Origin of the sequence: Priestia sp. TSO9 (genome assembly GCF_021029645.1) — a bacterium.
Classification (GTDB): Bacteria; Bacillota; Bacilli; order Bacillales; family Bacillaceae_H; genus Priestia; species Priestia megaterium_E.
Genome location: NZ_JAJEKD010000037.1, coordinates 1 through 434 on the forward strand (window position 1 = coordinate 1; position 434 = coordinate 434).

Consider the following 434-nt stretch of genomic DNA (forward strand, 5'->3'; position numbering starts at 1 on the left):
TTCCAAGCTTGAAGAAGAATATGATGTTAAACTTGGTGTCTTTGCGCTGGATACTGGTACAAATCAAACAGTAACCTATCATCCAGATGAGCGTTTTGCTTATGCATCCACTCATAAGGCTCTAGCTGTAGGAGCACTTTTACAACAGAAGTCAATAGAAGAGCTGAATCAAAGAATTACCTATACACGTGGGGATCTTGTCAATTATAATCCGATCACAGAAAAGCATGTTGATACGGGGATGACCCTGAAGGAGCTTGCCGATGCTTCTCTTCGATACAGTGACAATACAGCTGGAAACCTTATCCTGAAACAACTGGGTGGACCGGCTGGGTTTAAAAAGGCACTGGAGGAAATGGGTGATAATGTAACCAACCCTGAGCGATTTGAGCCAGATTTAAATGAAGTGAATCCAGGTGAAACTCATGATACGA

At 42.4% G+C, this 434-nt stretch carries 1 protein-coding gene; it reads left to right on the top strand.

Annotated elements, in window-relative coordinates:
• On the top strand, window positions 1-434 hold a 434-nt coding region (locus tag LJC66_RS27440), incomplete at both ends, for a serine hydrolase (RefSeq protein WP_230933929.1).